27 protein-coding genes and 2 pseudogenes are annotated in these 26770 nt (G+C 67.5%); 15 read left to right on the plus strand and 14 right to left on the minus strand.

Going from position 1 to position 26770, the window contains the following annotated elements; all coding sequences use genetic code 11:
* The first annotated feature begins 1 nt into the window (after position 1).
* From R9B84_RS35445 to R9B84_RS35475, 7 genes are all read left to right on the plus strand, one after another.
* Complete coding sequence (locus R9B84_RS35445) at positions 2-1033, plus strand: ABC transporter ATP-binding protein (RefSeq protein ID WP_423762008.1); 1032 nt, start codon at positions 2-4, stop codon at positions 1031-1033.
* A 36-nt stretch (positions 1034-1069) separates the two neighbouring features.
* Positions 1070-2158, plus strand: a complete 1089-nt coding sequence (locus tag R9B84_RS35450; protein WP_423762009.1) for an extracellular solute-binding protein — start codon at positions 1070-1072, stop codon at positions 2156-2158.
* 10 nt (positions 2159-2168) lie between these two features.
* On the plus strand, positions 2169-2999 hold the full coding sequence (locus R9B84_RS35455; RefSeq protein ID WP_423762010.1) for an ABC transporter permease: 831 nt from the start codon (positions 2169-2171) through the stop codon (positions 2997-2999).
* Positions 2977-3525 carry a TIGR00725 family protein gene (locus tag R9B84_RS35460; protein WP_423762011.1) on the plus strand — a complete coding sequence of 183 codons (549 nt, stop codon included), beginning with the start codon at positions 2977-2979 and terminating at the stop codon, positions 3523-3525. Before R9B84_RS35455 ends, R9B84_RS35460 begins: the two co-directional genes overlap by 23 nt.
* A 68-nt stretch (positions 3526-3593) precedes the next feature.
* Positions 3594-4793, plus strand: coding sequence for a porin (locus R9B84_RS35465; RefSeq protein WP_423762012.1), 1200 nt, complete (start codon positions 3594-3596; stop codon positions 4791-4793).
* Positions 4794-4962: 169 nt separating this feature from the next.
* On the plus strand, positions 4963-5157 hold the full coding sequence (locus R9B84_RS35470; RefSeq protein ID WP_105390536.1) for a YqaE/Pmp3 family membrane protein: 195 nt from the start codon (positions 4963-4965) through the stop codon (positions 5155-5157).
* Positions 5158-5309: 152 nt separating this feature from the next.
* A complete protein-coding gene (locus R9B84_RS35475; RefSeq protein WP_423762013.1) occupies positions 5310-5597 on the plus strand; it encodes a helix-turn-helix domain-containing protein in 288 nt (95 codons plus the stop codon).
* 104 nt (positions 5598-5701) lie between these two features.
* Here the strand turns inward: R9B84_RS35475 and R9B84_RS35480 are convergent, their stop codons facing one another.
* Genes R9B84_RS35480 through R9B84_RS35490 form a run of 3 tightly spaced genes read right to left on the minus strand, consistent with a single transcriptional unit; the run spans position 5702 to position 8311 of the window.
* A complete protein-coding gene (locus R9B84_RS35480; protein WP_174383389.1) occupies positions 5702-5881 on the minus strand; it encodes a hypothetical protein in 180 nt (59 codons plus the stop codon).
* Complete coding sequence (cydB, locus tag R9B84_RS35485) at positions 5853-6860, minus strand: cytochrome d ubiquinol oxidase subunit II (protein ID WP_034187693.1); 1008 nt, start codon at positions 6858-6860, stop codon at positions 5853-5855. Before cydB ends, R9B84_RS35480 begins: the two co-directional genes overlap by 29 nt.
* Positions 6861-6889: 29 nt before the next feature.
* The gene (locus tag R9B84_RS35490) at positions 6890-8311 is read right to left on the minus strand and encodes a cytochrome ubiquinol oxidase subunit I (protein ID WP_423762014.1); all 1422 of its coding nucleotides are present in this window, start codon (positions 8309-8311) and stop codon (positions 6890-6892) included.
* Positions 8312-8586: 275 nt separating this feature from the next.
* On the opposite strand from R9B84_RS35490, the pseudogene R9B84_RS35495 reads away from it, so the two are divergent.
* A pseudogene (locus R9B84_RS35495) lies at positions 8587-8812 on the plus strand (hypothetical protein); the annotation flags it as partial.
* Between the two features lie 177 nt (positions 8813-8989).
* Complete coding sequence (gene ltaE, locus R9B84_RS35500) at positions 8990-10003, plus strand: low-specificity L-threonine aldolase (RefSeq protein WP_423762015.1); 1014 nt, start codon at positions 8990-8992, stop codon at positions 10001-10003.
* 32 nt (positions 10004-10035) lie between these two features.
* Here ltaE and R9B84_RS35505 read toward each other — a convergent pair whose 3' ends face one another.
* Positions 10036-10944 (minus strand): HTH-type transcriptional regulator ArgP, encoded by a 909-nt coding sequence (locus R9B84_RS35505; RefSeq protein WP_047902256.1) that lies wholly within the window; start codon positions 10942-10944, stop codon positions 10036-10038.
* A 190-nt stretch (positions 10945-11134) separates the two neighbouring features.
* On the opposite strand from R9B84_RS35505, the gene R9B84_RS35510 reads away from it, so the two are divergent.
* Positions 11135-11638, plus strand: a complete 504-nt coding sequence (locus R9B84_RS35510; protein WP_423763586.1) for a hypothetical protein — start codon at positions 11135-11137, stop codon at positions 11636-11638.
* A gap of 52 nt (positions 11639-11690) precedes the next feature.
* Here R9B84_RS35510 and R9B84_RS35515 read toward each other — a convergent pair.
* Together R9B84_RS35515 and R9B84_RS35520 are read right to left on the minus strand one after the other, a co-directional pair.
* A pseudogene (locus R9B84_RS35515) lies at positions 11691-11777 on the minus strand (DUF4123 domain-containing protein); the annotation flags it as partial.
* Between the two features lie 276 nt (positions 11778-12053).
* The gene (locus tag R9B84_RS35520) at positions 12054-12656 is read right to left on the minus strand and encodes a hypothetical protein (protein ID WP_423762016.1); all 603 of its coding nucleotides are present in this window, start codon (positions 12654-12656) and stop codon (positions 12054-12056) included.
* Positions 12657-14190: 1534 nt separating this feature from the next.
* Here R9B84_RS35520 and R9B84_RS35525 point away from each other — a divergent pair.
* On the plus strand, positions 14191-15261 hold the full coding sequence (locus tag R9B84_RS35525; RefSeq protein WP_423762017.1) for a rhodanese-like domain-containing protein: 1071 nt from the start codon (positions 14191-14193) through the stop codon (positions 15259-15261).
* A gap of 125 nt (positions 15262-15386) precedes the next feature.
* Entirely contained in the window at positions 15387-16046 is a 660-nt protein-coding gene (locus R9B84_RS35530; protein ID WP_423762018.1) for a glutathione S-transferase family protein, read from the plus strand.
* A gap of 100 nt (positions 16047-16146) precedes the next feature.
* Here R9B84_RS35530 and R9B84_RS35535 read toward each other — a convergent pair whose 3' ends face one another.
* Together R9B84_RS35535 and R9B84_RS35540 are read right to left on the minus strand one after the other, a co-directional pair.
* On the minus strand, positions 16147-16839 hold the full coding sequence (locus tag R9B84_RS35535; RefSeq protein WP_423762019.1) for a phosphatase PAP2 family protein: 693 nt from the start codon (positions 16837-16839) through the stop codon (positions 16147-16149).
* Positions 16840-17266: 427 nt separating this feature from the next.
* Positions 17267-18499: an MFS transporter gene (locus R9B84_RS35540; protein WP_423762020.1), complete on the minus strand. Its 1233-nt coding sequence runs from the start codon at positions 18497-18499 to the stop codon at positions 17267-17269.
* Between the two features lie 101 nt (positions 18500-18600).
* Between R9B84_RS35540 and R9B84_RS35545 the strand changes: the two genes are divergently transcribed.
* A complete protein-coding gene (locus tag R9B84_RS35545; RefSeq protein ID WP_423762021.1) occupies positions 18601-19584 on the plus strand; it encodes a LysR family transcriptional regulator in 984 nt (327 codons plus the stop codon).
* Positions 19585-19608: 24 nt separating this feature from the next.
* On the opposite strand, the gene R9B84_RS35550 is transcribed toward R9B84_RS35545, so the two are convergent.
* From R9B84_RS35550 to R9B84_RS35575, 6 genes are all read right to left on the minus strand, one after another.
* Positions 19609-20325 (minus strand): Crp/Fnr family transcriptional regulator, encoded by a 717-nt coding sequence (locus tag R9B84_RS35550; protein WP_423762022.1) that lies wholly within the window; start codon positions 20323-20325, stop codon positions 19609-19611.
* Positions 20318-20956, minus strand: coding sequence for a 2-hydroxychromene-2-carboxylate isomerase (locus R9B84_RS35555; protein ID WP_423762023.1), 639 nt, complete (start codon positions 20954-20956; stop codon positions 20318-20320). Before R9B84_RS35555 ends, R9B84_RS35550 begins: the two co-directional genes overlap by 8 nt.
* A complete protein-coding gene (locus R9B84_RS35560; protein ID WP_423762024.1) occupies positions 20953-21660 on the minus strand; it encodes a 3-oxoacid CoA-transferase subunit B in 708 nt (235 codons plus the stop codon). The genes R9B84_RS35555 and R9B84_RS35560 overlap by 4 nt, the downstream gene beginning before the upstream one ends.
* Positions 21661-21697: 37 nt before the next feature.
* Positions 21698-22471 carry a CoA transferase subunit A gene (locus R9B84_RS35565; protein ID WP_423762025.1) on the minus strand — a complete coding sequence of 258 codons (774 nt, stop codon included), beginning with the start codon at positions 22469-22471 and terminating at the stop codon, positions 21698-21700.
* A 151-nt stretch (positions 22472-22622) separates the two neighbouring features.
* A complete protein-coding gene (locus R9B84_RS35570) occupies positions 22623-23261 on the minus strand; it encodes a 2-hydroxychromene-2-carboxylate isomerase (RefSeq protein ID WP_423762026.1) in 639 nt (212 codons plus the stop codon).
* 182 nt (positions 23262-23443) lie between these two features.
* Positions 23444-24274 (minus strand): IclR family transcriptional regulator, encoded by an 831-nt coding sequence (locus R9B84_RS35575; protein ID WP_423762027.1) that lies wholly within the window; start codon positions 24272-24274, stop codon positions 23444-23446.
* Between the two features lie 172 nt (positions 24275-24446).
* Between R9B84_RS35575 and R9B84_RS35580 the strand changes: the two genes are divergently transcribed.
* Together R9B84_RS35580 and R9B84_RS35585 are read left to right on the plus strand one after the other, a co-directional pair.
* On the plus strand, positions 24447-25433 hold the full coding sequence (locus tag R9B84_RS35580; protein ID WP_423762028.1) for a hydroxymethylglutaryl-CoA lyase: 987 nt from the start codon (positions 24447-24449) through the stop codon (positions 25431-25433).
* The gene (locus R9B84_RS35585; protein WP_423762029.1) at positions 25430-26722 is read left to right on the plus strand and encodes a CaiB/BaiF CoA transferase family protein; all 1293 of its coding nucleotides are present in this window, start codon (positions 25430-25432) and stop codon (positions 26720-26722) included. The genes R9B84_RS35580 and R9B84_RS35585 overlap by 4 nt, the downstream gene beginning before the upstream one ends.
* Positions 26723-26770: the final 48 nt, after the last annotated feature.

Genomic DNA, 26770 nt, shown 5'->3' on the forward strand with positions numbered 1-26770 from the left:
CATGAGTCTCGATTTCGAAAACGTCAGCTTTCAGTATCCGGGCGCCCGTCACGGCGTCGACGCGGTCACGCTGTCCGCGGCCCAGGGCGAACTGCTCGCCGTGATGGGCCGCAGCGGCTCCGGCAAATCGACGCTGCTGCGCCTCGCCGCCGGGTTGCTCGACGGCTACCGCGGCCGCATCGCGATCGTTGGCCGCGACATGGCCGGCGTGCCGGTGTGGCAGCGCGAGATCGGGATGGTGTTCCAGCACTACGCGCTGTTTCCGAACCTGTCGGTCGTCGACAACGTCGGTTATGGCCTGAAGATGCGCGGCATGACGGCGGCACTGCGCCGCCGCCGCGCGCTCGGGATGCTCGAACGCGTCGGCCTCGGCGCGCAGGCCGACCGCAGCACGGCGCTGCTGTCCGGCGGCCAGCAGCAGCGCGTCGCGCTGGCCCGCGCGCTCGTGATCGAACCGAAGCTGCTGCTGCTCGACGAGCCGCTCGCGGCGCTCGATGCCGGTATTCGCCACCAGTTGCGCGACGAGATCCGCTCGCTGCAGCGCGCCTGCGGCGCGACGACGCTGCTCGTCACGCACGACCAGGACGAGGCGCTCAGCATGGCCGATCGTGTGGCGATCGTCGACGGCGGACGCATGTTGCAGGCCGGCACCCCGCGCGACCTGTACGAGCGTCCGGCGACCGCGCAGGTCGCCCGCTTCGTCGGCCATTCGACACTGCTGCGCGGCCGCGTGCTCGCGCACGGCGCAGTCGACGTGCGGTTCACCACGCTGTGCGCGGACACGGGCGCGCACCGGCCGGGCGACTCGGTCGACGTGCTGGTCCGGCCGGAACACCTGCAGCCCGATCCGCCCGAATACGTCGCGAACCGCATCGACGGCCGGGTCGGCGAGGTGCGCTATTTCGGCGCGACGCAGCGCTTCGACTTCGTGCCGGCCGGTGCGAGCGACGCGCTGCTCGGCGAAGGGCGCGAGCTTCCGGCGCGCTGCGTGTCGATCGAGCCGCGCCACCTGCTCGTGCTGCCCGCCGCATAAGCGCGGGCGACCCTATTCATTCAACGGAGAATCACGATGTCTGCACGCCGCCATTTCCTTCATGCGACGCGCCGCCGCCTGCTGGCGCTCTGCGCGTTCGCGACCCTCGCGCCGGCGCTGGCCCATGCCGCGCCGCTGTATTCCGGCGAGGACGCGCTGTACGAGAAGGCCGCCGACGAAGGGCTCGTCGTGTCGTTCGACACGGGCCCGGAATGGGCGAACTGGAAATCGCTGTTCGCCGAATTCCGCAAGCGCTACCCGAAGGTCGAGATCACGTACAACGACATCGGCTCGGCGGCAACGGTCGTCGCGCTCGACAAGTCGCGACGTCGCCCGCAGGCCGACACCGCGTATTACTTCGCGGCGTCGGCGCTCGACGCGACGGCCAAGGACGTCGTCACGCCGTTCAAGCCGGTCAATTTCGACAAGCTGCCGCCGGTGTTCCGCGCAGCCGATGGCCGCTGGTTCGCCGTGCACTCGCTGAACATCGCGTTGCTCGTCAACCGGAAGCTCGTGAAGAACGTGCCGCAGCGCTGGTCCGACCTGCTGAAGCCTGAATATCGCAATGCGGTCGTCTATCTCGACCCGCGTTCGACCGGGCAGGGGCAGGTCGCCGTGTTCGCTGCCGCCTATGCGAACGGCGGCAGCGTCGACAACCCGAAGCCGGGCGCGGAGTTCTTCGGCAAGCTGAAGCAGGCGGGCAACGTGCTGCGCGTCGAGGGGACGACGCCGTACGCGAAGTTCGTCAAGGGCGAGATTCCGATCCTGATCGGCTACGAGAACGACGGGCTCAAGGCCAAGTACACGGACGGCATGGGCGACGCGGCCGAAGTCGTGATTCCGCAGGACGGCAGCGTATCGGCGCCGTACGCGATGAGTCTCGTGAAGAACGGCCCGAACCCGGCCGCTGCGCAGTTGTGGCTCAACCTCGTGATGAGCGATGTCGGCCAGGCGCTGTTCGCGCAGGGCTACGTGCGCCCGGCCGTACCCGGCACGCCGGTCGCGCAGGAGGTTGCCGCGAAGCTGCCGAACGCGCCGCAGGTGCGTCCGCTCGACGTCGCGAAGGCCGCGACGCGCAAGGCCGAGGTCGACCAGCTCTGGTCGCAGGCCACGCTCGGCAAGTAAGGGGCGCGCGATGGGGGGCTCTTCCATGCAGCGCGGCGTCCTGCGCCGCTACGGCGCGGTGCCGGCGGCCGGGCTGTTCGCGGTGTGCTTCGCGCTGCCGCTCGCCGCGCTCGTCGGCGCCGCGTTCGACGGCGGCGGTCGTGCGTTCGCCGCGGTATTCGGCGATCCGCTCGTCGCCGACGCCATCGTGCGTTCGCTGGCGCTCGCGATCGGTGCCGGCACGCTGTCCGTCGCGGTCGGCGTGCCGGTCGCATTCGTGCTGGCCGGGCAGTCGCCGGCGCGCCGCCGCTGGTCGCTCGCGCTGCTCGGCGTGCCGCTCGCGTTCTCCGGCCTCGTGATCGCGTACGGCTTCATCCTCGTGTTCGGCCGCGCCGGTTTCGTGACGACGCTGCTGGCGTCGCTCGGCGCGGACCCGACCGTGGTCGGCGGCGCGATCTACACGATGCCGGGGCTCGCGTTCGCGTACGCGTACTACCTGATCCCGCGCGTCGCGCTGATCCTCTACCCGGCGCTCGCGAATCTCGACAGGCGGCCGCTCGAGGCGGCGCTGACGCTCGGCGCGCGGCCGTGGCGCGCGTGGTTCGACGTCGCGTGGCGCGAGCTGTGGCCGTCGATCGCGTCGGCGTGGTGCCTCGTCAGTGCGATCGCGCTCGGCACGTACGGCACGGCGCTCGCGCTGGCCGGCACGCAGATCAACATCCTGCCGCTGCTGATGTACCTGAAGCTGTCCGACGGACAGACCGATTTCTCGCAGGCCGCCGTGCTGTCGATCGTGCTGACGGCGCTCTGCACTTGTGTTCTTGCATTGGGGGAAGGACTTGCACGGCAACGACATCATTGAATGGTCGAACCAGGCGCGCGACGCGCTGGAGCAACTCGCGCAACGGCAGCGCGGCGCGACCCGGCACCGGATGCCGGTCGGCGTGATCGGCCCGCGCGATGCGACGGACGCCCAGCTCGCTATCGCCGAGCGAATCGCGCACGGGCTCGCGGGCGCGGGCGTCGCGATCGTCGGCGGCGGCAAGCAGGGCGTGATGGAAGCCGCCGCGCGTGGCGCGCAGGCGGCGGGCGGATGCGCGATCGGGTTGCTGCCCGAGGACGATGCGCAGCACGCGAATCCGTATCTGACCGTCGCGCTGCCGACCGGGCTCGGCATCACGCGCAACGCGCTGATCGCTCGCGCGTCGCTGTGCCTGGTCGCGGTCGGCGGCGGTCTCGGCACGCTGTCCGAAATCGCGCTGGGGCTGCAATGGGGCAAGCCGGTGTTCACGATTTGCGACGCGCCGCAGGTGGCGGGCGTCGAGAACTTCGACGAAGCGGACCTGCTCGTCGCGCGGGTCGCGCAGTGGCTGTCCGGTTCGGCGTAGGTCGGCATTCCGGGTAACCGGATGCATCGTCTCGGTTGGTATCGATTGGATAAATAGGAATCCTCTACATGAAGAAGATCACTTTTGCGCTTTGCGTTGCCGGCGGCCTCTGCACGGCGGCGCATGCGCAAGGCACCGTCACGCTCTACGGGATCGTCGACGCGGGTTTGGGGTACGCGAGCAACCAGCGCGTCGCGACGAGCAAGGGGGCGCTCGGTTCGCCGGTCGCGTATCGCGGCGCGTCGAGCTACAGTTTCGCGAGCGGTACGTGGTCCGGCAGCCGCTGGGGGCTGAAGGGCAAGGAAGATCTCGGCGACGGGCTCGCGGCCGTCTTCCAGCTCGAGAGCGGCTTCAACATCGGCACCGGGCAGCTCGGCCAGGGCGGGCGGATGTTCGGCCGCCAGGCGTGGATGGGGCTGTCGAGCACGCGCTACGGCACATTGACGATGGGCCGCCAGTACGATCCGATCGTCGATTTCGTCGGCTCGATCGGACCCGGCTCGTTCCTGACCGGCATGGGTGCGCATCCGGGCGATCTCGACAACATCGACAACCAGTCGCGCGAGAACAATTCGGTCAAGTACGTGAGTCCGTCGTTCGGCGGCTTCACGTTCGGCGGGCTGTACGGCTTCGGCAACCAGGCGGGCAGCGCGAAGAACCAGAACACGTGGAGCGTCGGCGGCCAGTACGTGAACGGGCCGTTCGCGATCGGCGCGGCCTACCTGTATGCGACCAACGCATTCGGCGCGAACGGCGGCGCATGGACCGGCTCGTACGACGGCACCTTCGCGTCGTCGATCAACGAGGGTTTTGCGTCGTCGAAGAGCATGCAGATCGTCGCGGCCGCGTCGACCTACCAGATCGGCGCGGCGACGCTGGGCCTGTCGTACAGCAACACGCAGTACCGGGCGGGCGCGTTCTCGACGTTCCGGGGCAACGCGACCTACAACTCGGTCGGCGGCACGGCGTCGTGGCAGGTGTCGCCGGCGCTGCGCGTCGCGGCCGGCTACGACTTCACGCGCGGCAGTTCGGTCGGCGGGGAAGCCGCGCCGAAGTATCACCAGTTGAACCTGGCGTCGTACTACTACCTGTCGAAGCGGACCGCGCTCTACGGTCTCGTCGGCTACCAGAAGGCGAGCGGCAAGACGCTCGACCCGTACGGCAACGTCGTCGCCGCGACGGCGTCGGTCGGCGACGTCGGCAACGGCATCTCGTCCGCCGGCAACACGCAGACGCTCGTGCGGATCGGCATGCGGCATACGTTCTGATCGTCGCACGATCGCTCTCCGGCGAATTCGATTGGCCCTCGCATGTCGCGAGGGCTTTTTTTCGTCCGGTCGATCGCCCGGATCATGCGGGTGCGGACTTGAAATGGGCGGAGCAACCCGCCATATTGGCTGCGCACGAACTTTCAACGACGCCTCCAGAGGATTCCCGATGCGCCTTCTGCTTGCCCTGCTGCTGCCGTGGTTCCAGTTTTTCACGATCGGCCGACCGATCGCCGGCGTGATCTGCCTGATCCTGCAGCTCACGATCGTCGGCTGGCTGCCGGCTGCGATCTGGTCGGTGTATGCGCTGAGCCAGTACAAGACCGATCGCAAGATCGAAGCGGCGCTGCGCGAGCGGCGGTAAGTCGTCGTTGCGATTCCGGCGTCTCTCCCGCCGAGCGCAACGCCAAGGATTCCTGTTTCGATAGATATCTACATAAATTGCCCGCAGCCGTGGGCACAATCTGTATAGATTTCTGCTGAGATGTGTGTGTTGCACGGACGGGAGGCGGCACGATGGACAAACGCTATAACGCGGTGTCGCTTCCCGAACAGCTTGCATTGCGGCGGCATGCGATCGAGGACGTTCTCGCGCATCCCGAGTGGTCGCTGCGCGAATCCGTGCGTCATCTGACGCAGACGATGCGGCTGACGAGCGCCGAAATGGCGAAGCTCGCCGGTGTGTCGACGAAGACGATTCAGGATATCGAGCAGGGCCGCAGCGACGGGACGGTACAAACGATGAACCGCATATTCGGCATGCTGGGATTGAAGCTCGGCGTCGTGCGGCGGGCGCCTCAATAACGCACGCCGAGGAAGAGGCAGCGGATCGCGTATCCATCGGGCGATCGATGCGCGCCGCGTCCGGGCCGCGCGCGTGGCGCGATCGCCCGGCCGGCGCGCTGGCTTTACTTCACCGCAAACAGCGTCAGGTTCATGAAGATCTTGAACGCATAGCCGAGCGTGACGGCGCCGGCCACGCCGCCCGCCCACAGCACGACGAACCACATCCAGCCGCGCATCCGTGGCCGGGGCGCCTCGGGCGGGCGATCGGCGGAATCAGTGGTGGTAGTAATGCTGGTCTTCATGGCGCACCTTGCCTCGGAATACCCAGTAACCCATCGTCGTGTAGGCGATGATGATCGGGAGGATAACCGCTGCGCCGACCAGCGTGAAGGTCTGGCTGGAACGCGGCGCGGCCGCTTCCCAGATCGTCATGGTCTGAGGAATCGCATACGGGAACAGCGTGACGAGCAGGCCGACGTAGCCGAGCAGCACGAGTGCCAGCGCGAGCACGAACGGCGTCATGTCGTGCCGGTCGCGCACCGCGCGACGCATCCACACCGCGCACCCGGCGACCAGGAACGGCACCGGCAGCAGGCGCCAGAACAACCCCGAATCGAACCAGCGCTGCGCGATGGCCGGATCCTGCAGCGGCGTCCACAGGCTGACGACCGCAATGAAGCCGAGCAGCACGACGGTCAGCGGCCACACGACCCGATGCAGCCGGCGCTGCAGGTCGCCTTCGGTCTTCGCGACGAGCCAGCAGCAGCCGAGCAGCGCATAGGTCACGATCAGGCCGAGGCCCGTCAGCAGGCTGAACGGGGTGAGCCAGTCGAACGCGTCGCCCGCGAACACGCCGTCCTTCACGTTGATGCCCTGCAGGAACGCGCCGAGCGCGATCCCCTGGAACAGCGTCGCGCCGGCCGAGCCGCCGATGAACGCGAGATCCCACAGTTGCTTCGTGCGCCGCGCCTTTGCGCGGATCTCGAACGACACGCCGCGGAAGATCAGGCAGACCAGCATGAAGATCAGCGGCAGGTACAGCGCCGATAGCACGGTCGAATAGACGATCGGGAACACGGCGAACAGCCCGGCGCCGCCGAGCACGAGCCACGTCTCGTTGCCGTCCCACACGGGTGCGACCGTGTTCATCATCAGGTCGCGTTCCTTCTCGTCCGGGAAGAACGGGAAGACGATGCCGATGCCGAGGTCGAAGCCGTCGAGCACGACGTACATGAAGAGCCCCAATGCGATGATCGCGGCCCAGATTACGGTGACGTCCATAGGTTTTCTCGTGTGCGGATGGGGTGGGCTCAGACGGTCTCGATCAGCTCGTCGACGGCCGACATCGGGCGGCGCGCGGTGTGATCGGGGCGCGTGTCGGGCATGTCGTGTTTCGGGTCGTGCTTCGCGTCGGGCAGCGCGGGGCCGGCCTTCATCAGCTTCAGCATGTAGTACACGCCGGTGCCGAACACGAGGAAGTACACGATCACGAACGTCATCATCGACAGGCTGACCTGCTGCACCGACAGCGGCGACACGGCCTGCGCGGTGCGCATCACGCCATACACGACCCATGGCTGGCGGCCCGCTTCGGTCGTCACCCAGCCCGCGAGCAGCGACACGAAGCCGGTCGGGCCCATCACGAGCGCGAAGCGCTGGAACCACTTCGATTCATACAGGCGGCCGCGGCGGCGCAGGAACCACGCGAGCGCGGCGAGGCCGATCATCGCGAAGCCGAGGCCGACCATGATCCGGAAGCTCCAGAACACGACGGTCGAGTTCGGGCGGTCCTCGGGCGGGAATTCCTTCAGCCCGCGGATCTCGCCGTCCCAGCTGTGCGTGAGGATCAGGCTGCCGAGGTGCGGTACCTTCACCGCGTAGCGGGTCGTTTCGGCCTTCATGTCCGGAATCCCGAACAGGTTGAGCGGCGTGCCGCCCTTCTCGGTTTCCCACAGCCCTTCGATCGCGGCGATCTTCGCGGGCTGGTGCTTCAGCGTGTTGATGCCGTGCTGGTCGCCGATCACGGCCTGCAGCGGCGCGAGCACGAGCAGCAGCCACAGCGCCATCGAGAACATCTTCTTCACGCTCTTGTCGCGGCGGCCCTTCAGCAGGTGCCACGCGCCCGTCGCGGCCACGACCAGCGCGGCGACGATGAACGCGGCGATCGCCATGTGGAACAGGCGGTACGGGAACGACGGGTTGAAGATGATCGCGAACCAGTCGGTCGGCACGACGCGGTCGTCGACGATCTCGAAGCCCTGCGGCGTCTGCATCCAGCTGTTCGACGCGAGGATCCAGAACGTCGAGATCAGCGTGCCGACCGCGACCATCAGCGTCGCGCCGAAGTGCGCGCGCGGGCTCACGCGATTCCAGCCGAACAGCATGATGCCGAGGAAACCGGCCTCGAGGAAGAACGCGGTCATCACCTCGTACATCAGCAGCGGCCCGGTGACGGCGCCGGCGAAGCTCGAGAAGCCCGACCAGTTGGTGCCGAACTGGTAGCTCATCACGACGCCGGAGACGACGCCCATCCCGAACGCGACCGCGAAGATCTTCGACCAGAACAGACAGAGGGTTTTGTAGTACTGCTTGCCGGTCTTGAGCCAGCGATATTCGAGCACGGCGATGAAGCTGGCGAGGCCGATGCTCAGCGCCGGAAAGACGATGTGAAAGGAGACGGTGAACGCGAATTGCAGGCGGGCCAGATCGAGGGCCGAAAGTGCGGTGTCCATACCAGATGACCGAAGCTGACGATACCCGCCGGCGGGTGCCGGCGGACCCCGGCCGACGGGCGGCGAGGTTGGCTGGAGTATGTGCCGCGATGTTGCACCGCGAAATGCGCCAACTCGTCGCAGATGTCCAGCCCGCCGCGCGTGATTTCGGGATAAATCGTTGATTCGTATCAAGAAGGCCGTTCGCGGCGCGTGCGGCCACGGCGTGGCGGTCTGACGCACGTGCGTCAATATGGCGCGTCGCGTCATCGGAACGGTTTTGCACATGCGGCACCGGTGCAGCCGTCGGCGCGGGCGCCGCGCAGGGCTCGGCCTACGACATCCAGCGCCGCTACGACTACACGTACCTGCAATGCGTGGTTGCGACGGGCAATCGCGTGCCGGTGCCGGGCGGGATGAGCGGCGGCGGGGGGCGGCGGAGATGGCGGCCCGCCGCGCGTGGCACCGCCGATGCCGCCGATGCCGCCGGCGGGTGTCCAGCCGCCGCCGCCGCGGTATTGACGGGGGCGTTCGCCCGTCGCGCCGGCGTGTGCGCAATGCACGCGCCGGTGGCCGCGGGCCGGTGCGCGATCGACGCTCGACCGCCGGCACGCGCTGCGTGAATTGCGTACACTCTGAGTCTCGTTTCGGCAGGGCCGGGCGCATCGGTTCCGGTCCGCGTTTACTCAGGGCACGAAGATGATCGATTTACGCAGCGATACCGTGACACGTCCGAGCCAGGCGATGCTGGCCGCGATGACTGCCGCCGAAGTCGGCGACGACGTATGGGGCGACGACCCGACCGTGCTGCGCCTGCAGGCGGTCACGGCCGAGCGGGCCGGCAAGGAAGCCGGCCTGTTCTTCCCGAGCGGCACGCAGAGCAACCTGGCCGCGCTGATGTCCCATTGCGAGCGCGGCGACGAATACATCGTCGGCCAGCTCGCACACACCTACAAGTACGAAGGCGGTGGCGCGGCCGTGCTGGGCAGCATCCAGCCGCAGCCGATCGAGAACGCGCCGGACGGCACGCTGCCGCTCGCGAAGGTCGCCGCGGCGATCAAGCCGATCGACAATCACTTTGCCCGCACGCGCCTGTTCGCGCTCGAGAACACGATCGGCGGCCAGGTCTTGCCGGATGCTTATGTGCAGGAAGCTGTCGCGTTCGCGCGCAGCCGCGGGCTGTCCACGCACCTCGACGGCGCGCGCGTATGCAACGCAGCCGTCGCGTCGGAGCGCCCGATCGCGGAGCTGTGCGCACCGTTCGATACCGTATCGATCTGCTTCTCGAAAGGGCTCGGCGCACCGGTCGGCTCGGTGCTGGTCGGCAGCCGTGTGCTGATCGAGCGCGCGCAGCGCTGGCGCAAGGTGCTCGGCGGCGGGATGCGGCAGTCGGGCATACTCGCGGCGGCGTGCCTGTATGCGCTCGACCACAACGTCGAGCGGCTTGCGGACGATCATGCGAACGCCGCGCATCTCGCGGCAGGCCTCGCGCGCATCGAATCCGTGAAGGTGCTGTCGCACGCGACGAACATGGTGTTCGCGCAATTCCCCGAAGCCGATTGCGCGCCGCTCGAGGCGTGGCTCAAGGCGCGCGGGATCCTCACGCAGATGCTGTACGCGTCGCGCTTCGTCACCCACTGCGACGTGTCGCGCGCGGACATCGACACGTTCCTCGATGCGGTCGGCGCATATTTCTCGCAGCGTCGCGCGTAACCGCCACGAGCCGGGCCCGTCACCGGCTCATGTCATGTCGGCAGCGGCGCGAGCAAGCGGCGCGCCGCCTCGACCACCCGCGCGGACAGCGACGCCATCGTCGGCGACTGCACGGTCCACGCGTGCCAGTACAGCGTGACGTCGGTCGGATGCGCGGGTGCGAGATCGACGAGCCCCTGCGTGTCGAGCGGCGCGGTGCCGATCAGCGGCTCCGGCACCATCGCGTAGCCGAGCCCGTGCCGCACCGCCGCGAAGTGCGAATGGGTGCCCGGCACGTAGTGGCACGGGTACGCGCCTTCGGGCAATCCGAACTTCTCCTTCAGGAACGACGACTGCAGCGTGTCGCGCCGCGAATACGCGACGACGGGCGCGTTGCGCGCGCTCGCGCGGTTCAGCCCGCGCGGAAACCAGCGCACCGCGAACGCGGCGGCCGCGAGCAGCCGGTAGCGCATCGTGCCGAGCGGCGTCGCGATGCAGCCGCGCATCGGCTTCGGCTCGGTCGTCACGCAGCCGACGGCCATCCCGCTTTCGAGCAGCGCGAACGTGTGGTCCTGATCTTCGACGATCAGTTCGAACAGGATGCGCTCGCCCGCGAGCACGGAGGTCAGCGCGGGCAGGAACCACGTGCCGAGGCTGTCGGAGTTCAGCGCGATCGTCACGGAGATCGGCGATTCGCGCTCGGTCGCGAGCGTGCTTTGCAGGTCGGCCTGCAGCAGCGCGACGCGGCGCAGGTGCTGCAGCACGCGCTGCCCGGCCACCGTCGGGCGGCACGGCCGCGTGCGCAGCACGAGCGGCGTGCCGAGGCTCGCCTCCAGCGCGCGGACCCGCTGCGTGACGGCGGATGCGGTCACGTGCAGGCGCACGGCCGCCTGCTCGAAGCTGCCCGTATCGGCGACGGCCAGCAGCGCGGCGGCCTGCTTCGGATCGATCGTCAGCGACATGGATCAGATGGACCGAGACGGATTGTTGTGCTCAAAACGATGAAGCCCTGCTAGTCATGGCGTTGCGGCCGATTATGACGCCTGGCGATCGATTGCGACATTGAAATCGGCCATACCCTGGGACCAAACCGTGACCGATTCGGCGTGATGTGCCAGATGGTCTGGCGCAAGGTGCGCATACCGGAGAACCATGTCGTCACTCGACCATCCACCCGGTTCCACTCTGAACGTGCCAGCCAGCCCAAGTGTGCCGCATAGCGTGGAATCGAAAATTCTCGACGTTTGCCCGAGCACATGCGGCGAGCCATTGCTCTCGATCCCACGACGTGATCCGCTTGCCGTTCTGGACGAATACAAACCGGTGATGCTTGCCGATCTGCCTGCGGATCAGTGCGATGGCCTCGCTGCTCAGAGGAACGCCGATCGACTTATCCGCTTTCGCGTGATCTGGATGAATCCATGCGCGACGAGCAACCAGATCGAGCTGCGGCCATTCGAGGCCGAGAATGTTGGCTTGTTTAAGCCCGGTCGCAAACCCGAACCCATGATGCGGGCGCGGACTATCGCGCCGGCATTGCGCTTACGAGTCCGTGGAGGCAGGCAAGAGATCTTGATCGACGAGTCAGTCGAATGTCGGGACGAAGAACGGCATGCGCTGCGTGAATTCCGTCAGCGACGCAATGTCGGCGCATGATGCATGCGTCATGGAAGCGAAGGGGGGCAGTGCGACCGTCCGGCAATCGCACGTCGAGTCGGCCGCGCAGCGCGTCGGAAGGTGATTCGATCGGGTATCCGCTGATTAACCAGGACACGCCCATGGAGCTGCTGGCCATCGGGGAAAGTGTTCGGCGGGTCGGTACGCAGGTGGCACCGCGTGCTCGTTGGCTCGATCGATCGCCGCGTGACCCATTGAGTCTCTCAAAGGAAACCCAACCAGCAAGGGGTTGGGCCGTACCTGCTCGATGTCCCGGGGGGAAACAGCCGCGCAGGCTCCGGCGAGTGTTCGCGTGCACCCGAAAATCCGGGATCCGACGCCGGTCAAGACGCGGAATGTGCAACGACAGGATGCACACTGCTGCGAGCAGTGCGCATCCCTCGGGTGTCGGCGATCAATAGGCCGCTACGTTTTCAGTATTCCGTCGTTCAACGCGCGTCCTGGATTTCGCCACTGCCGTGATAAAGAACATGGCGGCGATTCCACCCGCGATCAGTGCCGGGTAAGCCGCGAGGATCTGGATCAGTGAATACTTCCAGCTCAGCGGGCGACCGACGCCAAGCATTGCCGCATAGAACCACGAAACGGCGGAAATCACGCCCGCGAAAATGGCAACCATGCGCCGTTCGAAGGAAAGCTTCAGCAAGGATCCCGCTTTCTGCATTGCCGGGAGGACCGCGGAGTGCAATGCGATACCGTTGAAGGTCAGCAAGGCGACGATGCCTATCTTGGCCTGCAGCTTGGGATTGCCGAGATACCCGAGACCCTGAGTCCGCATATCGAACGCAATGATCGCGATGCCGGTGATCCAAAGCACCGTCAGCGCCAACGTGACGGTGCGCTGCAGGCTGGCCAGGTGGACCTGGGCACGATCGGTAGGTGCGTCAGAATCCAAAAGTTGCCTGACCATGGCAATGTCGCTGGTCAGCACGAGACCAATCGCGACACAGCAGGCTATGAGATGAACAAAGACGATTCCCATTCGTACGAATTCCATTTTCTGTCCTTTTCGGCGCGTTGCGCAAAGTTAAGTTGTACCCTCACAAATCCGGGTGAATCCCGGCGATACATTAGGAGTACGACGCAAATATCAAGATTCGATCGTGGATTCAGCTATCAAGCTGGCTCCAGTTCGGCATGACATGAACAACTCGGCGAGCCAACTACGGCACGTCGGGTCCCAACGGGCTGCATGTAGTCGAATCGATACCCATTGCGAGTTCGACCACTTGATCAAGCCCGCACAGCGTGCAGACTTGCAGTGTCGGATGGCTGACCACCCAGGTATCCGGCATGTCGCGATTTGTAGAATGAAACGTCGCCCAACTGCCGGATGCTGCTGGGCGACCGGCGAAATTTAAAACAGCACGCCCCGACGAATCAACCCGACTTGTTACGAAATGCAAAGAGCGTAACTACCGAGGAATGGGGTGGGGGAAGGGTCCGACCCGGGCGCGAATTCCGCCAATCTGGAGTATGCCGAATTGTTCTGACTTGGATTCGGGCACCGATTGATGAGTCACTTCCTTTTACATTTGATCGGTAAATACTAACGGGGTCGCAGTTCACAATGCATGTTGCGAAACTTTCATGTGTGGAATAGGGGGATTTCGGCCCCTCGGAATAATATCGAATATCGATATTTTCAGACGAAACACCGACAGCATCGGGCATTGCGCACCGACTGGCATCTGAAAACCTGCGCGGTTTGCCGAGAGATATCCCGTCTCTTCCTTCGCGTCACGCCGCCTTGCCGGGTTGAGCGTCGGAACTACCGGTACTGGTGAAAATGAAGAAGCTGCCCGAGTCGAAACGGCCAGAATCGGATGCCCCGGATTTTTTGGGGTATGGCTCGGCAAGTGTTTGAAAAAAACAGATCAATAAATCGAAGTGGATCGTGCGGTCGCTTGGAAGCAGATCGCAGACGACTGGAAACAGGTAAAAATCGCAGACGTCAAAAATGCAAAATACTCTGATCGCCCGGATTCAAGCCCATGCATTGTGAGCAATTTTCGATAAAGATTGAGAAATCCCGCCGGATCCAGATTTGTCGTTGATGGCGGCTGAAGAAGTCGAGCTTCATTCGCCACGAGCCGGTGCTTGGTCTGTTGTTCACACGTCTTTGTCTGTGATCGATCGTCAGCGACGTGTCGACGGAACTCCTGTGAGCGCGGACGAAAACAGGCCGTAGTGCAACGCAGCGCGCGCCACCGTCCGGGCGCGGCGAATCGCCCCGCCGCGCGACATTCGTCATCGGAATCGGTTGCCGTGTATGGGACGCCGGCGGCGCGTGCATTTTGATCTACGCTATATGGACGTGTGAAACGCGGCAGGTGCGATGCCGGTTGCCCGGCGGCGATGTCATCATGCCGACGTCGATGCGCAGCAGACGCAGCCGTGAACTTCCGGATCATGCACCGCGGCAGGCATACGAACGTGGCGGCACTCGCACCCACTGGCCCGCGCGTCGGCGACGCACGGCACGTGGGCCGTACAACACCCACCTGAACAGGCGACGGAGCAATTTCGCGATGATCTTCCGGCAACTTTTCGACCCGCAATCGTCGACTTACACGTATCTGCTCGCCGACCGCGCGTCGCGCGAAGCGCTGCTGATCGATCCGGTGTTCGAGCAGGTGCGCCGCGACGTGGCGCTGCTCGACGAGCTCGGGCTGCGGCTCGTCGCGACCGTCGACACGCACGTGCATGCCGATCACGTGACGGGCGCGTGGCTGCTGAAGCAGCGCACGGGCAGCGCGATCGCGATCTCGGCCGCGAGCGGCGCGCAGGGCGCCGACCGCTACCTGAACGACGGCGACCGTTGCGCATTCGGCGCGCGCTACCTGACCGTGCGCACGACGCCCGGCCACACGAGCGGCTGCATCAGCCTCGTGCTCGACGACGAATCGATGGCGTTCACCGGCGATTGCCTGCTGATCCGCGGCACGGGCCGCACCGACTTCCAGCAGGGCGACCCGCGCGCGCTGTATCGCGCGGTGCACGGCCGGCTCTTCACGCTGCCGGCCGCGTGCCTGCTGTATCCCGCGCACGACTATCGCGGGCTCACGGTGACGAGCGTCGGCGAGGAGCGGCGCTTCAATCCGCGCCTCGGCGGCGATCTCAGCGAAGACGATTTCGCCGGCTACATGCGCAACCTCGGGCTCGCGCACCCGCGCCAGATCGACGTCGCGGTGCCGGCGAACCTGCAGTGCGGCGTCGCCGCGAACGCGCCCGAAGCGCAGGCGGCACCCGACTGGGCGCCGCTCGTCTACACGTTCGCCGGCTTCTGGGAAATCGATCCGCAGTGGCTCGAGGATCATCTGCCGGCGGTGCAGGTCGTCGACGTGCGCGAACCGGACGAATTCACGGGCCCGCTCGGCCACCTGCCTGGCGCGGTGCCGATTCCGCTCGGCGAACTGGCCGCGCGCACCGGCGAGATCGCGCGCGACCGGCCGGTCGTGACCGTGTGCCGGGCCGGCGGGCGGTCCGCGCAGGCGAACGTGATCCTGCTGAAGGCCGGCTTCGACGCAGTCGCGAATCTCGGCGGCGGGATGCTGCGCTGGCGCGCCGAAGGGCGCGTCGTGATGGACGGCCGGTCGTAGCGTCCGAGGCCGCGCATAAAAATTTCCGGACCGATGTCGAAACGGCCGGGCGCCGTTCGTCGTCAAGGTATCCGAGATCATGTGGCGCCGCATGACGCGGCGCCGAAACCCTGAGAGGCCGCACGATGATGCCGACGCTTTACGCCCATCCCTTTTCGTCCTACTGCCAGAAAGTGCTGACCGCGCTGTACGAGAACGGCACGCCGTTCGAGTATCGCTTGCTCGCGCACGACGATCCGAAGCCGATGCAGGAGCTGACCGCGCTGTGGCCGCTGAAGCGTTTTCCGGTGCTCGTCGATGCGGGCCGCACGGTGATCGAGGCGTCGATTATCATCGAGTATCTCGGCCTGAACCATCCGGGCCCCGTGCGCCTGCTGCCCGACGATCCGCACGCGGCGCTCGAGGTGCGGATGATGGATCGCTTCTTCGACAACTACGTGTCGACGCCGCAGCAGAAGGTCGTGCACGACGCGCTACGGCGGGAAGCCGAGCGCGATGCGCGCGGTGTCGCCGATGCGCGCACGATGCTCGATACGTCGTATGCGTGGCTGGACAAGAAGATGGCCGATCGCGAATGGGCGGCCGGCGACCGCTTCAGCCTCGCCGATTGCGGCGCGGCACCATTCCTGTTCTACGCGGACTGGACGCACCGGATCGATCCGTCGTTCGCGAACGTGATTGCGTACCGCAAGCGTCTGCTTGCGCGGCCGTCGTTCGCGCGAGCGGTCGACGAGGCGCGGCCGTTTCGCTCGTTCTTTCCGCTCGGCGCGCCCGATCGAGATTGATTGGTGCGGCCGTCGCGCGGCGTGCCGACACCGCGCATGGCCGGCAGCGCGTGCCGGGGCGACGGAAAGAAAGCAGCGGGAGCATCGCGGCGCCTGCCCGTCACATCGGGTGCGTGGCCGACTGCGCGAGCGTCAGCAGTTCGTCGAACTGCGTGATCAACTCGAAGCACAGCAGGAACGCGAGCGTATAGGCCGGCGCGGGGAAGCGCCGGATCATCTCCAGCACCTGCGGCGCGAAGCGCGACCGGATCGCGTCGCGCGTCAGCAGCCACGCGATCGCGATGCCGATCGCGGCGCCCGCGATCAGGTCGGTCGGGTAGTGAAAGCCGAGATACGCGCGCGGCAGGCAGATGAACACGACTGAATACAGCAGCGCGGCCACGCCGACGCGGCGCGCGATGATGAAGATGCCGGTTGCGATCGCCATCCACAGCATTGCGTGATCGCTCGGAAACGAACTCCACGCCTGCAGCGTGGCCGCGCGCAGTCCGGCCGACGGAAAGTGCAGGTGCAGGTCGGGGTTGTAGATCGGCCGCACGCGGAACGGCAGCACCTGCGCGAGCAGCCGGCCGAACGCGAGCGCGATGAGCCCGCTCGCGACCGTCGCGACGACCAGCTCGCGTTGCCGCTCGCGGTTCGGGCCCGGCTGGAACCACAGCCAGCACAGCACCGGAATGAGCACGAAGCCCTTGAACGTGTAGAGGCCTGCGATCACGCGGATCACGTGATTCATCAGCGGGCCGAACGTCATGTGGGTGAGGAAGATCTGGATCGTGGTGTCGAAATTGTTCATGTTCTGTGCCCCCGACGGACGCGCAGCACGAGGCGCGCGGCCGGCAGGATCTGGAAGCGCGCTCGCACCGGAGCGCAACGGGGGGCAAGTATGTCACCCGTTATTTCGAAGAAAATCCAAAAAAATACCGGGAATCCCCTGATAAAACGGGGCTGCGCGGTGGGGCCGGATGGGAGAGCGCCGAGCGGCGGGGTACGGTCGAATCGTCCGACGTTTGTGCGTCGATGCGCGCGGCCGCCGGAAAAATATTTGGTTGAACTGGGCAATTCCGCAGGCGGTGCGGATCTTGCGCCGGATGAGCGATCGCGGGTGTCGCCCGGTGCGAATCTGTCAGGCCGCGCCGCATGATGCATGCGCCGATCGAAAATAAAAGAAAAGGCGGGCAAGCCCTGTGGGCCCGTCCGCCTTGGCTGCGCGATGCCGAGATTCAGTTGCGCCAGACCCGCGCGGCGAGCGCGGCCAGCGACGTCGCGACGGCCAGCGCGGTCACCGCATTCCAGCCCAGTTGCGCGAGCAACACACTGCCGATCGCGGCACCGGCTGCCATCCCGATGAACATGCCGACGAACAGCACCGCGTTGAGGCGGCTGCGCGACGCGGGATCGATCCGGTAGACGATTGCCTGGTGCGCAATCAGCGTCGCCTGCACGCCGAGATCGAAGCCGATCGTCGCGACCGCGAGCAGCACGAGCTGCGCATGCGGCGGCATCAGCGGCGCGGCGGCCATCGACGCGAACGACAGCGTCGCGATGCCGATGCCGATGCGCGTGACGTGCTCGGGGCCGTGATGGTCGGCCAGACGGCCGGCGATGGGCGCAGCCAGCGCGCCGGCGGCACCCGCGAGGCCGAATGCGCCCGCGGCCGCGCTGCCGAGGTGGAACGGCGCGCCGTGCAGCATCACCGCGAGCGTCGACCAGAACGCGCTGAACCCGATGGCCAGCAGCCCCTGCGCGAGCGCGGCGCGGCGCAGTGCCGGATGATCGCGCCACAACGCGCCGAGCGAGCCGATCAGCGCGCGATACGGCAGGCGCGTGGTCGGTTCGAAGCGCGGCAGCCCGCGCGCGGCGACGATGCCGATCGCGGCGACGCTGGCGGCTGCGAGCGCGAACATCGCGCGCCAGCCGGCCGTGTCGGCGACGAAGCCGGCCACGACGCGCGACAGCAGGATGCCGAGCAGCAGCCCCGTCATCACCGTGCCGACGATGCGGCCGCGATGCGTGTCGTGTGCGAGCGTCGCGGCGGCCGGCACGACGTCCTGCGCCATCGTCGCGGCGAGGCCGATCGCGAAGCTCGCCGCGAGCAGCAGCCCGAGCGACGGCGCGACGGCGGCGAGCAGCAGTGCGACGACCAGCGCGGCGGCCTTGGTCACGATCACGCGGCGCCGGTCGAAGCGGTCGCCGAGCGGCGCGAGCAGCAGGATGCCGAGCGCATAGCCGAGCTGCGTGAGCGTCGGCACGAAGCCGATCGCGCGCGTCGACGCGCCGAGATCGGCCCCGAGTGCGCCGAGCATCGGCTGCGCGTAGTAGAGCGGTGCGACACCGAGGCCGGCAGCCGCCGCGAGCAGCAGCACGAGCCGGCGATCGGGCATCGAATGGGCGGCCGGGTGGGCCGTGGTGTGCGCCACATGGGGCGCGGCGTCGAGACGGGTCGGAGTGGACATGGCGTGCATCCTGGGTTGGATAACGGGATGGACGCGAGTGTGGCGGCGCGCGGCTGGCGACGGTAGTGCCGCCTCGTGCAGATTTGTTATACGCTTCACGAATGAACGAAAAATCTTCCGCTTCTCCCGCTGCTGGCGGCTCTCAGCGCATTCAGGCGGTGCCGGTGGACGGCGCCGGTTATCGCTTCGAGCTGATGGAAACCTTCGTACGCATAGTCGAGGCCGGCAGCCTGTCGGCCGCCGCCGCGCAACTGCATACGACGCAGCCGACGATCAGCCGGCGGCTGCAGGCGCTCGAACGCTCGCTCGGCATGCGGCTGCTGCAACGGACGACGCACACGATGCGGCTGACCGTCGACGGCGAGCGCTGTTTCAAGCGCGCGAAGGAACTGCTGGCAAACTGGGCGGCGTTCGAGGCCGATCTGCGCGGCGCGCAGGAGGAGCCGGACGGGCTGCTGCGGGTCGCGGTGCCGCACGCGTTCGGGCAGGAGCGTTTCGTCGGGCCGCTCGCGCAGTTCCTGCGCGACTATCCGCGCGTGTCGGTCGAGTGGCTGCTGCAGGACGACGTGAAGGATTTCGTCGGCAGCGGCATCGATTGCGCGATCCAGGTCGGCGAGCCGACCGATCTGTCCGTCGTCGCGATCCGGCTGACGAAGGTGCCGCGCTTCGTGGTCGCCGCGCCGTCGGTGCTGAACGGCGCCGACCTGCCGGCGGACCCCGACGCGCTGGCCGCTTTGCCATGGCTCGCGTTGCGCACGTATTACCGCACCGAGCTGGCGCTGACGCACGCCGTCACCGGCGAGACGCGGCGCATCGCGATCCGCCCGCGCATCACGACCGCGAACCTGTACGCGCTGCGCAGTGCGGCGCTGCTGGGCGTCGGTGCGTGCGTCGGTTCTTCATGGATGCTGGCCGACCACCTCGCGCGCGGCGAGCTCGTGCACCTCGCACCCGAGTGGCAGGCCGCGCCGCTGCCCGTCTACCTGACCTATCCGCATGCGCAGTTCTACCCGTCGCGGCTCGTGCGGTTCGTCGCGATGATGCGCGAGGCCGTGCCGGGGCTCGTCGAAGGGCGCGACGCATGACGCGCTCGGCGCGCTCGGCGTGCATCACGCGCCGTAGCAACGCAAGCGCGCGAGATCGACGACGGTGATCCCGCCGTATTCGAGCCGCACGAGCCCTTCCTTCTGCAGCGTCTTCAGTGACTGGTTCGCGACTTGCCGCGTGATGCCGGACAGCAGGCCGAGCTCTTCCTGCGTGATGTCGAGATGATCGCCGCCGCCCGGATACAGCACCGGATTGAACAGCGACGCGAGGCAGCGCGCGAGCCGCGGCGTCGCATCGAGCAGCCGGTCGTATTCGAGCAGCGCCATGAAATGCGATAGCCGTTCGTTGAGCTGACGGACCAGGAAGCGGTTGAACGCGACGCTGTGCTCGACGAGCCACATGAAGGTCGGCCGGTCCATGAAGGCCATGCGCGTGTCGCGCAGCGCGACGATGTCGTAGCGGCGAGGCTCGTTCTTCAGCACGGTGCCCTCGCCGAACCAGCCGCCGGCCGGCACGCCGGTGAACGTGACGCTGCGCCCTTCCGGCGACACCGTGCCGATCTTGATCAGGCCGGTCACGACGCCGGTCCAGCTTTCGAGCACGGTGTTTTTCGGGCAGATGCACGCGCCGCGCGCGAACGTCTTCTCGACGATGCCCGCGCAGGCGCGCTCCGCCTCGTCGTCGGGCAGCTCGATCGACCACGCGGCGATATGCGCGAGCCGCGCGCGGCCGATGCCGGGGCGCGCGGTGCCGGTGCCGGGGACGGACGGCTCAGTCACGCCGGATGCCTTCGGGCAGCGCGCTGATGCGGCGTACTTCGGGCGAATCGAGCCACGCGCGCGACGCGACGCAATCGACGAACATCGCGGTCGCGTCCTCGCCCCAGAAAAGGTTGCCGTCGAGTCCGAACGTCGGCACGCCGAACACGCCGCGCGCAATCGCGTCGTCGGTATACGCGCGCAGTGCGTCCTTCACTTCCTGCGCATCGACGGCGGTCATGCCTTCGGGGAAGCCGACGGCGTCGCACAACGCGGCGAAGCCCTCCGGCGACGCAACGTCATGCCCGTCGCGCCAGATATGGCGGAAGATGCGCCGGATCGCATCGAGCGAGCCACCCATCGCGATTGCGAGCCGCAGCGGCTTGATCGGATTGAACGGATGCGCGGGCGGCATCCGGTATGCGATGCCGAGCTGCCCGGCGCGGTAGTGCGCGTAGCGATAGATGAACCCGCGCTTGGCGGCGATCTCGGTGGGGCCCTTTTGCCCGCAGTGCTTCAGCAACGCGCCGAGCACGACGGGGCGCGGCTCGACGCTCAGCGTCCGCGGCAGCCGGTCGAACTGCTCGAGCTGCAGATACGCGAACGGCGAACCGAAATCGAAATACCACGTGGCGGTTTGCTCGGGGCTCATCGCGCGAGTCCTTCCGGGGTTGCCGGCGCGGCCTGCACGTGCCGCGTCGGCGCCAGCGTGAACGGCGCGCCGGTCATGGCGCGGATGTCATCCAGTGTGGCATGCGACAGGATTTCGCGCAGCACCAGGCCGTCGTCCGTCACGTCGAACACAGCATGTTCGGTGACGATCACCTTCACGCAGCCGCTGCCGGTGAGCGGCAGCGTGCAGCGCGGCAGGATCTTCGGGCGGCCGTGCTTGTCGGTGTGCTGGAGCGCGGCGATCACCTTGCGCGTGCCGTGGCACAGGTCCATCGCGCCGCCGATCCCGGGCCACCATTTGCCGTCGCGCCGGCACGCCCAGTTCGCGAGGTTGCCCTGCGCGTCGACCTGCAGCGCGCCGAGGATCGTGACGTCGATGTAGCCGTTGCGCATCGCGCCGAGCGACGTCGCGAGATCCATCAGCGCCGCGCCGGGCGGCAACGTGATCGGTTCGCAGCCGGCGTTGGTGACGTCGCTGTCGAGTGCGTCGAGCGACGGCCGGCCGCCGAAGCCGAACGCGCCGTTCTCGGTATGGAAGATCACGCCGGCGTCGGCGTCGAGATAGTTCGCGGTCAGCGTGGGGATGCCGAGCCCCAGGTTGACGACTTCGCCCGCGCGCAATTCCTGCGCGCAGCGGGCGGCGATGCGTTGTTTCGGATGCGTGGGCAGCGCGGGGGCGGGCATGGCGGTCTCCTTCAAGGCGTGTGCGGGGGCGCGTCGATCAGGCGTGCGCTGCGTCGTCGGCGGTCGGCAGCCGGCCGAGCTTCGTCCATTGCCGGCGGTACAGCGCGTGCTGTTCGTCGAGCGTCAGCCCGTGCACGACCGCATCGACGAACACGCCGGGACAACCGACCCGCTCGGGCGGAATCGCGCCGACCTCGACGATCTCGTTGACTTCGACGATCGTATAGCGGCCCGCCATCGCGATGTCGCGCTGGTTCTGCAGCGACGTGCCACGAAACTCGACGTTGCCGAACGTGTCGGCGCGCCAGCCCTTGATGATCGACACGTCCGCGGTGAGCGGCGGCTCGACGAAGCACGTGCGGCCGTCGATCTCGATCTTCCGCTTGGGCGCATCGAGGGCGGGGAACATGCCCGGCTGGTCGAGGATGCCGACGCCGACCGGCACGAGCACGCCGCCCAGGCCCATCGCGCCGGCGCGCACCTTCTCGGTCCAGGTGCCCATCGGGAAGAACTCCGTCACGCGCACCGCGTCGGTCAGGTACGCGTGCGTCGACTCGTCGGTCGTGCCGACGTGCGTGCCGATGAATTCGGCGAGCTGGCCGGACGCGAACAGCCGCGCCTTGAGGAAGCCGCCGCGCAGGCCGGGCGTGTTGGCGATCAGCGTCAATCCGTTCACGTCGCGACGCAGCAATGCTTCGATGCAGACGGCGGCTTCGCCTGCGCCGACGAATTCGCCGAGCATCAGGCGGCTACCGGAGTGCACGTGCGACAGCGCGTCGTCGACCGGTATCACCTTGTTCGCGTAGCGCATCGGCGTCTCCTCCCGGGTTGTGATGCCGCGAGTGTAGGCGGCGCGGCGGGCGGAAGTTGTCTTGTGGATGACAATTGCGGCGGCGGATCGGCCGGCGCGCGGCGGAATCGGGCGGACGTCGCGAAGCGCATCCGGCCCGCGGTCCGCAGGCTCAGCCGCGCCGGATGCCTTCGGGCAGCGCGCTGATGCGCCGCACCTCGGGCGAGTCGAGCCACGCGCGCGACGTCGCGCAGTCGACGAACATGTCGGTCGCGTCTTCGCCCCAGAACAGGTCGCCGTCGAGTTCGAAGGTCGGCACGCCGAATACGCCGTGCGCGATCGCACGATCGGTGTTCGCGCGCAGCGCGTCCTTCACCGGCTGCGCGTCGACGGCCGTCACGCCTTCCGGAAAGCCGACGGCTTCGCACAGCGCGGCGAAGCCTTCCGGCGAGCCGACGTCGTTCCCGTCGCGCCAGATGTGCCGAAAGATGCGCCGGATCGCATCGGGCGAGTTGCCCATCGCGATCGCGAGGCGCAGCGGCTTGATCGGGTTGAACGGGTGTGCCGGCGGCATCCGGAACGGGATGCCGAGCTTGTCCGCGCGGTATTGCGCGTGGCGATAGGTGAACAGGCGCTTCGCGGCGATTTCGGCGGGCGCTTTCTGGCCCCAGTGCGCGAGCAGCGCGCCGAGCACGATCGGGCTGGGCTCGAACGCGACAGCCGGCGGCAAGCGGTCGAATTGCTCCTGCTGCAGGTAGGCGAACGGCGAAACGAAATCGAAATACCAGGTCGCGGTGTGCGCGGCAGTCATGGCGAATGTCTCCTCGTGCGGGGCCGATCGACGGTCGTGTCGTCGCGCGCCGGCCAGGCGGCGCGCGATGCGGGGTGCAGCGAGTGTCGCACGCGGTGGCGTTTTGCGCTGTTGCGCGGCGGACGAGCGGTGCGGCGAACGAGATTCGCCGCATCCGGGCGGGAGCGGCCGCGCGTCGCCGGCTACGGTTGCGCGCTGTCGCCCGGCGTTGGCACCGACGCCGACGCGAGCCGCGCGAGACTGTCGCGCACGGCGGCCGTGTCGTAGCGTGCGCCCGCGCCGCCGAGCGCGACGGTGGCCTTCTGCGCAAGCGGCAGCAGCATCGCGAGTGCCGCCGCCATCGTCGGCGCGGCGGCGAGCCGCGATTTCGGCCCCGACACCGTCAGCGCGCCGACGCATGCGCCGGCAGCATCGAACACGGGCGCGGACGCCGACGCCGTCTCGGGGTCGCGCTCGCCGTACGACGTGGCCCACAGTTGTTCGCGCAGGTCGTTCCAGCGTGGGTCCTGCGTGTCGGTGAACGCCAGCAGTACCTTCCCGGACGCGCCCTGGCGAACCGGAAACTCCTCGCCGACACGAATCGACACGCGCACCGCGCGGGTGGGCTCGACGCGGTAGAGCACCGAGCGCATGTCGCCCTGGCGCACGTAGAACGATGCCGTTTCCCCGAGTTCGCGGCTCAGCGTCTCGAGCAGCGGCTCGACCACCGGGCCGACCCGGAACGAGCGCTGGTACAGCGCGGCGAGCCGCAGCGGCTCGTGTCCGACCGCGTACTGGCCGTCGTCGAGCTTGCGCATGAAGCCGCCATGTTCGAGCGCGGCGAGCAGGCGCAGGATCGTGCTCTTGTACAGCCCGGTGCGGCGCGACAGCTCGGCGAGCGACAGCCGGTCGTCGGTCGGTCCGAATGCACGGAGGATCGCGAACGCGCGATCGAGCACGGCGACGCCGCTGGAGGCTTCCTCGGCCGACGAATCGGGCCCGTCGCCGGCGTGATCTGCTTGAGTCGTAGGCACTGCCTGCTTCCTTCGGATGATGGTCGATCGACTATATCGTTCTGTCTGGCAGAACACAAGTTCCAGAAAGTCGCAATTTCACGGGTATACCCCGCTTACAGCTCATTCGATGCGCGTCTAGAGTTCTATCTAACAGAACTATATTCTTTCAGATAGAACGATGGGGTGTCGAATGAGCGTTTCCGAATATCCGAAGGTGCTGGTCAGCGAGGTCGGGCCGCGCGATGGCCTGCAGAGCATCAGGACCGTGATGCCGACGGCCGGCAAGCTGCGCTGGATCGCCGCGCTGGCCGCGGCCGGCCTGCGCGAGATCGAGGTGGGGTCGTTCGTACCGGCCAGACTGTTGCCGCAGATGGCCGATGTGCGCGAAGTCGTCGCGCACGCGCTGGCGATTCCCGGGCTGCACGTCGCCGCGCTCGCGCCGAACCTGCGCGGCGCCGAGGGCGCATTCGACGCGGGCGTGCACAAGCTGACGCTGCCGGTATCGGTGACGGAAGCGCATTCGCTGGCGAACATCCGCAAGACGCCCGCGCAGATGATCGACGAGGTGCGCGCGATCGTCGCGCTGCGCGATGCGCGGTTTCCGTCGGTACAGATCGAGGCGGGCGTGTCGGTCGCGTTCGGCTGCACGATCGCGGGCGCCGTCAGCGACGACGAGACGATCGCGATGGCCGTCGCGATGGCCGAGTGCGGCGTCGACGAGATCGGTCTGTCCGATACGAGCGGCTATGCGAACCCGGCGCAGGTGCGCCGGCTGTTCGCGCGTCTGCGCCGCGAAGTCGGCGACAAGGCCGGCGGTGCGCATTTCCACAACACGCGCGGGCAGGGGCTTGCGAACGTCGTCGCGGCGCTCGACGCGGGCGTGACGACGATCGATGCGAGCCAGGGCGGCCTCGGCGGGTGCCCGTATGCACCGGGCGCGACCGGCAACATCGTCACCGAGGATCTCGTGTTCCTGCTCGAATCGATGGGGGTCGACACGGGAGTCGACGTCGACGCGCTGCTCGCCGCGCGCGCGATCCTGCACGACGCGCTGCCGTCCGAGGCGCTGTATGGCCATGTACCGGACGCCGGGTTGCCGAAGGGCTTTCGTTATGCGGACGGCCGCGCTCCGGCGGCGGCTCAGCCGGAAGGATGTCTGGCGGGAGTCGCGCAATGAACGATCGTCAACCAGCTGCGCCGCTGCCGTACGACGGCCTGCGCGTGATCGAGATGACGCACATGGTGATGGGCCCGACCTGCGGCATGCTGCTCGCGGATCTCGGCGCGGAAGTCATCAAGATCGAACCGATCGCGGGCGACAGCACGCGTGCGCTGCGCGGCTCCGGCGCGGGCTTCTTCGGGATGTTCAACCGCAACAAGAAGAGCCTCGCGGTCGACGTGAAGGATCCGCGCGGGCTGGAAATCGTGCTGCGGCTCGTCGGGACGGCGGACGTCTTCAGCGAGAACTTCAAGAGCGGCACGATGGACCGGCTCGGCCTCGGTTATCCCGCGCTGTACTCGCTGAATCCACGCCTCGTGTACGTGTCGCACAAGGGCTTCCTCCCGGGGCCGTACGAGCATCGCACCGCGCTCGACGAGGTCGTGCAGATGATGGGCGGCCTGGCCTACATGACGGGCCCCGAGGGCCGGCCGCTGCGCGCGGGCGCGAGCGTGAACGACATCATGGGCGGGATGTTCGGCGCGATCGGCGCGATGGCCGCGCTCGCGCAGCGCGAGCGCACCGGCCGCGGCCAGCAGGTGCAGAGCTCGCTGTTCGAGAACAACGTATTCCTCGTCGCGCAGCACATGATGCAGTTCGCGGTGACGGGGCAGGCCGCGTCGCCGATGCCGAGCCGGATTTCCGCATGGGCCGTCTACGACGTGTTCTCCGTGAAGGACGGCGAGCAGATCTTTCTCGCGGTCGTGTCGGATACGCAGTGGGCGCTGTTCTGCGACGCGTTCGGCTTTGCGGCGCTGAAGGACGATCCGCGCCTCGCGACCAACAACCAGCGCGTGCAGGCGCGCGAGTGGCTGCTGCCCGAGTTGCGTTCGCGGCTCGCGCCGCATTCGGCCGCGGAGATCGGCGCGATCTTCGAAGCGATCGGCCTGCCGTATGCGCCGATCACGCAGCCGCAGGACCTGTTCGACGATCCGCATCTGCTGGCGACCGGCGGCCTCGAAGCGGTGACGCTGCCGGCCGACGCGAGCTGCGCAGGCCGGCCGGTCGACACGCGCACCGCGCTGCTGCCGCTGACGCTCGCGGGCGAGCGGCTGCGGCTGCGCTCGGCGCCGCCCGCGCTCGGCCAGGACACGCACGCGTTGCTCGGCGAGCTCGGTTATGCGCCGGACGACGCGCGTGCGCTGATCGAAGCGGGCGTCGTCGCGGGACAGTACGGCGCGGACGGTGCAGCGCACGGCGACGGGCCGGGCGGCGCGCCTTCGCCGAACGAAGTGGCGAGCGCATAGCGCGGCCGCGATCCATCGAACGAACAAAGGCACCCGGCCGCGCCACGC

Origin of the sequence: Burkholderia sp. NLJ2, from assembly GCF_049487195.1 — a bacterium.
GTDB classification, from domain to species: Bacteria; Pseudomonadota; Gammaproteobacteria; order Burkholderiales; family Burkholderiaceae; genus Burkholderia; species Burkholderia pyrrocinia.

What these genes read in the sequence shown, in the direction of transcription:
- R9B84_RS35490 (WP_423762014.1), bottom strand. Translation starts at nt 8,311, where the DNA reads ATGGACACCGCACTTTCGGCCCTCGATCTGGCCCGCCTGCAATTCGCG.
- R9B84_RS35570 (WP_423762026.1), bottom strand. Translation starts at nt 23,261, where the DNA reads ATGACTGCCGCGCACACCGCGACCTGGTATTTCGATTTCGTTTCGCCG.
- R9B84_RS35535 (WP_423762019.1), bottom strand. Translation starts at nt 16,839, where the DNA reads ATGAACAATTTCGACACCACGATCCAGATCTTCCTCACCCACATGACG.
- R9B84_RS35450 (WP_423762009.1), top strand. Translation starts at nt 1,070, where the DNA reads ATGTCTGCACGCCGCCATTTCCTTCATGCGACGCGCCGCCGCCTGCTG.
- ltaE (WP_423762015.1), top strand. Translation starts at nt 8,990, where the DNA reads ATGATCGATTTACGCAGCGATACCGTGACACGTCCGAGCCAGGCGATG.
- R9B84_RS35475 (WP_423762013.1), top strand. Translation starts at nt 5,310, where the DNA reads ATGGACAAACGCTATAACGCGGTGTCGCTTCCCGAACAGCTTGCATTG.
- R9B84_RS35560 (WP_423762024.1), bottom strand. Translation starts at nt 21,660, where the DNA reads ATGCCCGCCCCCGCGCTGCCCACGCATCCGAAACAACGCATCGCCGCC.
- R9B84_RS35580 (WP_423762028.1), top strand. Translation starts at nt 24,447, where the DNA reads ATGAGCGTTTCCGAATATCCGAAGGTGCTGGTCAGCGAGGTCGGGCCG.
- cydB (WP_034187693.1), bottom strand. Translation starts at nt 6,860, where the DNA reads ATGGACGTCACCGTAATCTGGGCCGCGATCATCGCATTGGGGCTCTTC.
- R9B84_RS35510 (WP_423763586.1), top strand. Translation starts at nt 11,135, where the DNA reads ATGTCGTCACTCGACCATCCACCCGGTTCCACTCTGAACGTGCCAGCC.
- R9B84_RS35540 (WP_423762020.1), bottom strand. Translation starts at nt 18,499, where the DNA reads ATGTCCACTCCGACCCGTCTCGACGCCGCGCCCCATGTGGCGCACACC.
- R9B84_RS35470 (WP_105390536.1), top strand. Translation starts at nt 4,963, where the DNA reads ATGCGCCTTCTGCTTGCCCTGCTGCTGCCGTGGTTCCAGTTTTTCACG.
- R9B84_RS35455 (WP_423762010.1), top strand. Translation starts at nt 2,169, where the DNA reads ATGGGGGGCTCTTCCATGCAGCGCGGCGTCCTGCGCCGCTACGGCGCG.
- R9B84_RS35545 (WP_423762021.1), top strand. Translation starts at nt 18,601, where the DNA reads ATGAACGAAAAATCTTCCGCTTCTCCCGCTGCTGGCGGCTCTCAGCGC.
- R9B84_RS35505 (WP_047902256.1), bottom strand. Translation starts at nt 10,944, where the DNA reads ATGTCGCTGACGATCGATCCGAAGCAGGCCGCCGCGCTGCTGGCCGTC.
- R9B84_RS35530 (WP_423762018.1), top strand. Translation starts at nt 15,387, where the DNA reads ATGATGCCGACGCTTTACGCCCATCCCTTTTCGTCCTACTGCCAGAAA.
- R9B84_RS35445 (WP_423762008.1), top strand. Translation starts at nt 2, where the DNA reads ATGAGTCTCGATTTCGAAAACGTCAGCTTTCAGTATCCGGGCGCCCGT.
- R9B84_RS35565 (WP_423762025.1), bottom strand. Translation starts at nt 22,471, where the DNA reads ATGCGCTACGCGAACAAGGTGATACCGGTCGACGACGCGCTGTCGCAC.
- R9B84_RS35520 (WP_423762016.1), bottom strand. Translation starts at nt 12,656, where the DNA reads ATGGAATTCGTACGAATGGGAATCGTCTTTGTTCATCTCATAGCCTGC.
- R9B84_RS35480 (WP_174383389.1), bottom strand. Translation starts at nt 5,881, where the DNA reads ATGAAGACCAGCATTACTACCACCACTGATTCCGCCGATCGCCCGCCC.
- R9B84_RS35465 (WP_423762012.1), top strand. Translation starts at nt 3,594, where the DNA reads ATGAAGAAGATCACTTTTGCGCTTTGCGTTGCCGGCGGCCTCTGCACG.
- R9B84_RS35585 (WP_423762029.1), top strand. Translation starts at nt 25,430, where the DNA reads ATGAACGATCGTCAACCAGCTGCGCCGCTGCCGTACGACGGCCTGCGC.
- R9B84_RS35555 (WP_423762023.1), bottom strand. Translation starts at nt 20,956, where the DNA reads ATGAGCCCCGAGCAAACCGCCACGTGGTATTTCGATTTCGGTTCGCCG.
- R9B84_RS35525 (WP_423762017.1), top strand. Translation starts at nt 14,191, where the DNA reads ATGATCTTCCGGCAACTTTTCGACCCGCAATCGTCGACTTACACGTAT.